Consider the following 8,362-nt stretch of genomic DNA (forward strand, 5'->3'; position numbering starts at 1 on the left):
AAGCGAATGCTCTCTCGCCAGAATGCCTTTTTCGGCCTTCGCGCGCTTCACAGCCTCGGAAAGATGTTTTCATTCCACCCATTCGCATTAGCGACCCCAACCCGCCAGTCAAAATGCTTTCCCAGTGGCTAGTCAAGGTGGATTCCATATTAGGCGCAGAACACGAAGCAACCGTTCTCAGCGAATAGCGCTTCTAGTTGTCCAAATTGTTTACGCTTGGAGCCTCGGTACGTGCCAGAGGACCTTCCCATCCGGACAGATTTCGAAGTTCCGAGTAGTACATGATCCCGATCTCCCCCTGCGGATCACATTGACGCGGACTAAACTTTCGCCAACACTGCGGGCGATGGTGAAGATCTATCTCCCAAGTCAAGGTGCGGAAGAATGGCGGCGACTACTTGCCGACCCGGCAAAGCATTGGCGCGAAGGTTACTCGGCTATGTGCCTCGCGAAATGTTGGGAGAATGCAATCGGCCTTCCACCCGAAATCGCGCGGCTGTTGACCAGCGTAGGCCCATCGGCAGAACTCCTGGTCGCGCTACCCGAGCATAAGGTTCCGCTGCCTGGTTCAAATCGGGGCGACAGTCAGAATGACCTGTTCGCCTTGGCCAGAGCTGGAGATCACACGGTTGCCGTCACCATAGAAGGGAAAGTTGATGAGCCATTCGATCAGCCGCTCGGGCTGTGGTTGGCGAATGCTTCCAACGGCAAGCGGAAGCGGCTCGCATTCATCTGCGACTTGTTGGGCCTGACACAACCTTTGCCAGAAAGAATTCGATATCAGCTACTTCACCGGACAGCCTCTGCGGTCATTGAGGCGCGGCGCTTTAAGACTGACGCAGCTGCAATGATCGTCCACTCCTTTTCGTCGACGCGAAGGTGGTTCGAAGACTATGCGGCCTTCGTCGCCTTGTTCGCCGCGACTGCTGAACCTGATCAGCTTGTCTGCGTCCGCCCAGAGGGAGCGCCACCGTTGTACGTGGGCTGGGCATCGGGCGAGATCCACGATCATAAAACGCTAAAAGCGATGGATACCCGCCCCTAGGTCCGCGTCCCCACGTTTCCACATTTCGCCTTCTTTTGTCTCCTCCATTTGGTCGTGCCATCGTCGCATTCAATCCCTCGCCTACGGCCGCCAAAGGCACGCCAACGCCAGCTTTTGGGTAGCATCCAATCCATCAGCCCACCTTGACCAAGGCCGCCCAGAACGAAATCACCTTGGTGTAGCCGCTATTTTCGGACGTTGGCTCTATTAGTCGGGCGCAATTCCGGCGCACCGCAGTTCCTACGACAGCAACACCTTAGGCTTCCGTTATGCGATGGGCTTCCACCGACCTCAGAGCGGCTTCTGAATTTCGGTGCGACTTCGCAACGGGCGGCGAGCTAAACTATCTTAACGGCTGAAAATTGGTGGGGAAATTGATGGCAATTCCTAAGGCCCCACTTGCACCTCATGCCCCGATTTCTCTTTCCGCCCGACCAGATACCACGTCCGCATCGGTCCGCGCACCTCGATGATGCGCGCCTTCGACCGGTTGTCACCGCTAGCTTGTTGCATCTCAGCGATGTCGCTAAGAGCAAAAATATGACGCGCGACCATTCACTTTGGGGCAACCTTGCGGGTCCACCTGTCCGGCTCTCCCCGGCAACATCGATCCGTAAGGGAAAGGCCTACGATGGCTGGGTGAAGCTTCGCCTTTGCCATGGGAGGGGCCGTACGTACTACCTACCAGATGTTCTGATCGGATTTGGAGGAACTAAGTTTTTTCTTCCAAGCTTTTTCGGACCACCTCAGCTTGGCTTCAACATTGCAAGCGCTTTTGGCTGGAAAGCTAGGCTTCATAACGCAAGTTTCAGTATGGACGTCGCTGTCCCGAGAGGCGAAAGGGCCGTACGATTGGACGTGTCAATCCGTTCTGATTGCCATGCCCTATCTTATGACGATGGTGCCCAGCTTTACCGGTGCACATACGCAGGACCTATGAACATTCCGGTTGCGCCTCTGGTAGCCGGAAACTGCTCCAGATTGCCGAATGGGGACTTCGCCCTTGAGGTTTTCCATCACACCAGGAAGGAAACGGAGGAAAAGATCTTATCCAGTGGCGAACTCTGGTCAGGACCGTACAACCTTGCTGGTACGAGCAAGCTCACGAAAGTCGCCTACGTTTATTTTACAAGCCTACCTGAGATCCGGAGTGAAGCGGACCTCCGCCGCATAGGGATGAGTTCAAACGGCAGCATACCTTATCAGACCACGTCGGATCGTTCTGTTGAGAATGTTCTGGACCTTCCCGTCTACCGGAGCATTACGGCAGACCGAACAGCAACGCTTGCGTTTGATGTTCCGTGCCAGATGGTGGCTCCCGCCCACATTTTGTTTCACCGACACGTGCCCCCCAATTCCGCCTATTACGAAGTTGTCGGGTCGGAAATCGTGCGGGTGGCCGTGAAACCTGGTGTAGAGCTGCCGCTCGTCGGTAAGAGCGTAACGGCGGACGTCCCCGAATTGAAGCGTTTCGATTACGTGGTGGAAGGCGATGCATCCACGGAGGTCCGGCTGGAAGCTCCGATGAGGAAGGAGACGACCGAGCAGGTTGCGCACTTGGAGAGGCTCAACCGGGGTCTAGATTTGTTCGATTTCTGGTTGGCGCACGCGAACACGGATCAGTTCACGCGACGGAGCTTCGAGGCTCGCAAACTAAGGCCTGTTGAGATTCATCGAGAGTTTATGACGGCGGCAGCGAGATGGATGATGGCATTGAAGGTCTGGTCGGTTTTGTCGGCGCGCATGGCGATGCGCTTGAACTCCTTGAGTTTGCAGAAGAAGTTCTCGATCAGATGACGCCACTTGTAGAGTTCGAGGTCGAGAGGCAGGGGCAAGGCGCGCCTTGGGTGCTGCGAGATGACGATCTTGGCGCCGCGTTCGTTCAAATCGGCGATGATGGTGTTGCTATCGAGGCCTTGTCGGCGATCAGCCCGCCGAAGGCGAGGCCGTCGATGAGTGGCGGCACACCCACCGTGTCGAAACGATGGCCAGGCAGAAGAACGAAGCGCACGAGGTTGCCGAGTGCGTCGGTGAGGGCGAGGATCTTGGTGGTCATGCCGCCCTTGGAGCGGCCTATGGCCTGGCTTTGAGTCCCCCTTTTGCGCCCTGTCCGTGGCGGTGGACCTTGACGATGGTGGCGTCGACCATGGCGCATTCCATATCCGGTTCGTCGGAGCAGGCCTCGAAAAGCCGAATGAAAACATCGGCTTTGACCCAGTCGCGGCTGCCCCAATGGCCGAGATGCGGGGAACCTTGCCGTTTGAATCGGTCGACGGGAACCAGCACAGAGCGCCACAAAGTGGACGGTCCGGCTCGGGCCACCAGTGCTGGAAGGCGGCGCCAGTTGTCGGTATGCGTCGCGGTTGATCTTGACCAGCGAGTGCGCGAACCTGGCTTCTCATAATAGGAAGTCAACGGCACGGGACCTCGCCATCGTCTCCGCCGAGTTACCTTGACCCCTTTTGCATCTCTTTCAGGATTCGCACTGAGTTAGAAACGGCCGACTGTACGCGTCACAACTGGCCAACAAGATTGACTCTATAGAGTATCGATGTAAGCTATGATTGCTCAACCCAAGAGGAGGTCAACGATGGCCCACCCGACCGTTTTTTTGACTCAAACTAAGTCACTGAGCGATACAGAACGAAAAGCACTGCTTGATTGCTTACAAAAGGGTGGGGACCTGAAAATCACTGTGTTGAAGGTTGGCGAAACCGATCTTCCGAGCGGTGAGCGTGCGGTAAGTATGGTGGTCGACGCTACCGATTAGTGTTGCCTCTTCTGCCGCCACATTACGCTCCATGGAGACCGCAATGGAACCTATTGCGCCGTCAATAGGACTGGCTTGGAGCCATGAAATTGAGAAACTTCTGCAAAAGCACGATAGTCTAGTAGACTACGTGGAATTTCCATTTGAAAAACTTCGCGCGAGCCCGGAGCTGATCGCTCGCTGCCCGCTTCCAATTATACTTCATTGCGCCAGTATGTCGGTCGGTGGGCAGATATACCCGTCACAATCAACCATAGAAAGTATACGGACAACGGCCCAATTGACCCGGACCCCGTGGATAGGTGAACACCTAGCTTTCACAACTGCGCATCGGTTCGACGAAGAGGGAAATGAGGTAGTCAATACCGAGTACACTATTTGCCCGCAACTCAGCGAAGAGTCGCTTGAAAATTCCATTACTAACTTTATGTCCCTGCAGCGGCAGTTCGATAGGGAGATAATTATCGAAAATCCTCCACAGTACTTTTTTGTGCCGGGAAGCACGCTTTCCCAAGTCGCGTTTATCCGTCGTTTTAGTGAGAGGACCGGAGGAAAGTTACTTCTTGATCTGGCCCATCTTTATATCACCGCGCGCAATACTGGGCGGGAGCCACTAAGCCTATTGGACGAATATCCAATCGAGAACATCGTGGAGGTACATATTTCCGGTGCGAGCGACGACAGCGGGGTCTGTTGGGACAATCATGGAATCGCCGCTCCGGAAGCGATCTTTGAACTGCTCCGCGTCTTGCTTAACCGGGCAAAGCCGCGGGCAATAACACTCGAATTTAACTGGCACTCTCAATTTTCCGAAGCCGTGTTGCTAACACTGATAAACCGGGTCAAAGAGGCCAATTAAGAGGCTGCCATGCGGCAAAGCCGTGCTCACTCTCTGCTTGCAACGATGGTAAGCGATCCAGGTTTTTTCGCAAAGCAATCACCTTCCGCACAATCAAAAATCGCCGACCTGTGCTGCGGCGGAATACGTGGAAAAGAGAATATACGAGCGATAATCCAGTTTGCAGGGCTAATTACTAAGGTCCGCCACAACCAACTTCATGAAGTAATTCCGCTCACAATGCGAGCGATTTATGTTGCTCGGATTGAAATAGAATTTTTTACCTGGTACGCATCCGAGTTTTCGTCTCTTAGAGCTCAAAGACCGTTTGAGCTTGAATCCCGTCTGCAGCATTTTCTGTCTCGCTTGAATACTTTTCTGCGAGTAGAGCAACCTGGACACGCCTTCGTTCGCGAAGTGATGGATCACGAGGCGCGACTTCGTTCACTGACAAGCTTGGTCGCGGCGCCCGGATTGGCGCCGCAGAAAGCGCGATACCTAGGTCAACGGGCTCCAAAATTTGATGGAACACTACTCATCGCGCCAATGAAATGGAGTCCAAGTTGTCTGGAGGCAGCGCTTGCATCGGAAGAGCTCAGTGGGGACGCTTGGCGCCCTCTCGAAGAGCGCACGTACCTCTATGCACTACAGAGGGCAGGCGAAACGGTTAGTTATTTCGAGGTCGACCTTCTCGCCGCGACGTTTATCCGGTTTGTAAATTCGGGATTTTCACTTCGTCAGGTGGCTGAAATAATTGAGTGCGAGATGGGTATCGTACTGTCTGTGGAAGCGATATCGAATATATATGAGAATCTGGCAGCCGTAATTCCTATTTCGCTTGGGGCGAGGTACCACAATGCGCATCGTGTTTATTGACAACTTATTGGTTCCTAACGGTGACTTAGCTCATCTTGACGCCCACCCGCATCTAGGTCTTATTTCTTTGGCGTCGGTAGTTAGATCCCACGATCACGATCCGATCCTTGTTGACCCAAAATATTTGCTCAAAACTGGGCGACTCAGATGGTCACCATCCTTATATCTCGACATTGCCACCAGCGTAGCAACTCTCTGTCCTGATGTAGTCGGATTCACCACTCTGGGGTGCAGTTTCATATTTTCGTTGAAGGTGGCACGCTATTTAAAGATCTTGTTACCAAATGTCAGGATCATTGCCGGCGGCCCTCACGCGACGATATTAGGGTCGACACTTTTGAGTAAATTTGCTGAATTCGATGTCATTGTTCGACACGAAGCAGAGGAAGTGATTGTCAGTGTAATTGAGAGTCTATGTCGGATGTCGTTCGACGGCATCCCAGGCGTTGTCTGGCGAAAAGATGGGAAGATTATCGAGAATATCGGGAAGCCAACTATTAGCGACCTAGATACACTGCCTGCCCCAGCCTACGATCTGTATCCAATCGCTGATGCTGGACTGGAGAGGCTGCGCGTCGAGGCTGGGAGGGGTTGCCCATTCAGTTGCACATTTTGTTCCACTGCCGAGTTCTTTGGCAGGCAGTATCGACTTAAGTCTGCGGGTAAGCTCTGTCGCGAGATGGAGAGCATTTCTGATAATTATGGCTTCAAAGCGTTTTCACTGACTCATGATCTCTTCACCGTTAATAAAAAGAAAGTGGCAGAATTTTGCTCCGCTGTGCGGTCCAGTGGCTATAGCTGGGGATGTTCAGCTAGAATAGATTGTGTTGATGCGGATCTTCTCAGAACTATGAAGGAGGCAGGTTGCAACGCGATATATTTTGGCATTGAGACCGGATCAGAACGACTTCAAGTTATATCGCAAAAGAAGCTGGACCTCGACCTTCTATTTCCTATCTTGGACGAGGCGACAGGACTCGGCATTTTGCCGACGGTCTCGTTTATAACAGGGTACCCAGAGGAGAAAGGATCTGATCAGGACCAAACGTTGGACAAGATATCAGAGTGCGTATTGAGGTACGGCGACGCAATCATTCCGCAACTTCACATGCTCACACCAGAGCCCGGCACCGAGTTGTATCGGAAGTACGGAGGAGACGTAGAATACGACGGCTTTCAAACCGATTTTAATGCGGTTGCAATTGAGGATGACGACCTAGAGGTTATTCGTAACAATCCGGACGTCTTTGTCACTTATTTCTATTACCCAACTTCGATTTCTCGAGAGCGGACAAAGTTTTGCGTGCAGCTTGTGTGGATACTTCTTCAGTTTGGGACGGTCGCCTTCGCGCATTTGGTCTATCTTTTTGGTGGAACTTTGAGCCGACTTGTCGAGGCATTGTGGTTGAGGGCCATAGCGACCGCGTCCATTCGGGCCAATCTTAACGACGTGCGCGAGGCGGATGTAATATCCTTGATGCAAGCTGAGTTTGGTGAAGGCCACTATGCGACAAGTCTTGTTAGGTTCTGCGCCGCAACATCTAAGCTTCGGCGAACGGGCAGAAGCCCGGCTCTTTCAGAGAGCAAAGGGGCTGCGCCCCTAGGTGGCGACACTCTCGAACTGGCTGCAAATATTGTTCTTGTCGAAAAATGTCATGACCCGGACAAACTTCTGAAGCGCATAGCTGAAAATCCGGCGAGGCGTCTGGATGATATGGATATCTCGGTTGCAGATTTGGCCGTCTGCGTTCCAGGATCCGGCAAGGGCAAAGTCGAGATAATGCATATTGATGCTACGTGGTTTCAGATACTAAAACTACTGCGGAGTCAGAGGTCGCTTGAGGAAATAAAGGATATAGTAAGGAACGAAGGATCTGGTGCGTCGATGAACGGTTTCTTAGATGGACTTGTGGATCTTGAGCGTCGCGGAGTTTTGGTGTCCGAAGACAAGTCGTCAGGAGTTGTGCTGCGTTCTAACGGTAAAGTGGAAAAGGCTGTTATAACACCGTAGCATATTTCTGGTGTGAACCGGGCACTCAAGCCCTTGGCTGCCGGAAGATTGGCAACGGGTTAGGAATGGCGCTTCGGGAAGCGCCGCTCCAAGGAATCAGTTGGAATGGTTACCGCCTTTGGGCGCGCCCGATGAGCATAAGTCGGCGATGGGCACATTCGCGTCAGGAGCAGTTAACTCCTCCTTTCGCCAAGGCGCCAAGGCTGACGCTGTGCGCGGTCCTCGAACTGAAGTGAGGAAGGGGCAAGATAAACTCAGGAATTGCGCGAGTCGAGCTTCCTGGTCGAGCCCGCGCAAATCGGCTTCGGTCTGGTAGTTCGCCGATCCGCTTCACGGTAAGCGGGTAGCTGATGCCGTTCAGCGATGGTAGTTCCAAGGCATGAGCGCCTCGATAGCGCTGTTTGGCCAGCCATTGGCGATGCGCTCGAGGGTCTGGGTGAGCCAGGCGTGCGGATCGACCTGGTTCATCTTGGCGGTGGTCAGCAGCGTGGCGATGGTGGCCCATGTCCGTCCGCCGCCGTCGCTGCCAGCGAAGAGGCTGTTCTTTCGGGTAATTGTCTGTGGCCTGATGGCGCGCTCGACGGTGTTGGAGTCGATTTCGATGCGGCCGTCGGTGAGGAAGCGCTCCAGCGCGGCACGCCGGCCGAGCGCATAGCGGATCGCCTCGGCGGGCTTCGATTTTCCCGACAGCTTCGGCAGCTCCTTTTCCCACAGCGCAAAGAGAGCGGCAACGACGGCGGCGGATTTCTCCTGACGCGCAGTTATCCGTACTGCCGGGTCCTGGCCGCGTACGGCCTCCTCGGCGGCCCACAGTGGGGCCAT

Annotated in this window: 6 protein-coding genes and 1 pseudogene; 5 read left to right on the forward strand and 2 right to left on the reverse strand. The window is 53.9% G+C overall.

The window, feature by feature from the left end:
- Positions 1-346 precede the first annotated feature (346 nt).
- A complete protein-coding gene (locus NKH83_RS08695) occupies positions 347-1,045 on the forward strand; it encodes a DUF6946 family protein (protein WP_352803311.1) in 699 nt (232 codons plus the stop codon).
- Between the two features lie 1,670 nt (positions 1,046-2,715).
- On the opposite strand, the pseudogene NKH83_RS31600 reads toward NKH83_RS08695, so the two are convergent.
- Positions 2,716-3,370 (reverse strand): annotated as a pseudogene (locus NKH83_RS31600) (IS5 family transposase).
- 265 nt (positions 3,371-3,635) lie between these two features.
- Between NKH83_RS31600 and NKH83_RS08710 the strand changes: the two are divergent.
- From NKH83_RS08710 to NKH83_RS08725, 4 genes are read left to right on the forward strand one after another with little or no spacing between them, the layout of a single operon-like run.
- Positions 3,636-3,815, forward strand: coding sequence for a hypothetical protein (locus NKH83_RS08710; protein WP_352803319.1), 180 nt, complete (start codon positions 3,636-3,638; stop codon positions 3,813-3,815).
- Positions 3,816-3,858: 43 nt separating this feature from the next.
- Complete coding sequence (locus NKH83_RS08715) at positions 3,859-4,674, forward strand: multinuclear nonheme iron-dependent oxidase (protein WP_352803322.1); 816 nt, start codon at positions 3,859-3,861, stop codon at positions 4,672-4,674.
- A gap of 9 nt (positions 4,675-4,683) precedes the next feature.
- The gene (locus NKH83_RS08720; RefSeq protein WP_352803324.1) at positions 4,684-5,529 is read left to right on the forward strand and encodes a hypothetical protein; all 846 of its coding nucleotides are present in this window, start codon (positions 4,684-4,686) and stop codon (positions 5,527-5,529) included.
- Positions 5,510-7,540, forward strand: a complete 2,031-nt coding sequence (locus NKH83_RS08725; protein WP_352803327.1) for a B12-binding domain-containing radical SAM protein — start codon at positions 5,510-5,512, stop codon at positions 7,538-7,540. The genes NKH83_RS08720 and NKH83_RS08725 overlap by 20 nt, the downstream gene beginning before the upstream one ends.
- A 357-nt stretch (positions 7,541-7,897) precedes the next feature.
- Here the strand turns inward: NKH83_RS08725 and NKH83_RS08730 are convergent.
- Positions 7,898-8,362, reverse strand: a 465-nt coding sequence (locus NKH83_RS08730) for an IS66 family transposase (RefSeq protein WP_352803329.1), incomplete at its 5' end; no start/stop codon positions are given.

This window comes from Mesorhizobium sp. M0909 (assembly GCF_040319515.1).
Classification (GTDB): domain Bacteria; phylum Pseudomonadota; class Alphaproteobacteria; order Rhizobiales; family Rhizobiaceae; genus Mesorhizobium.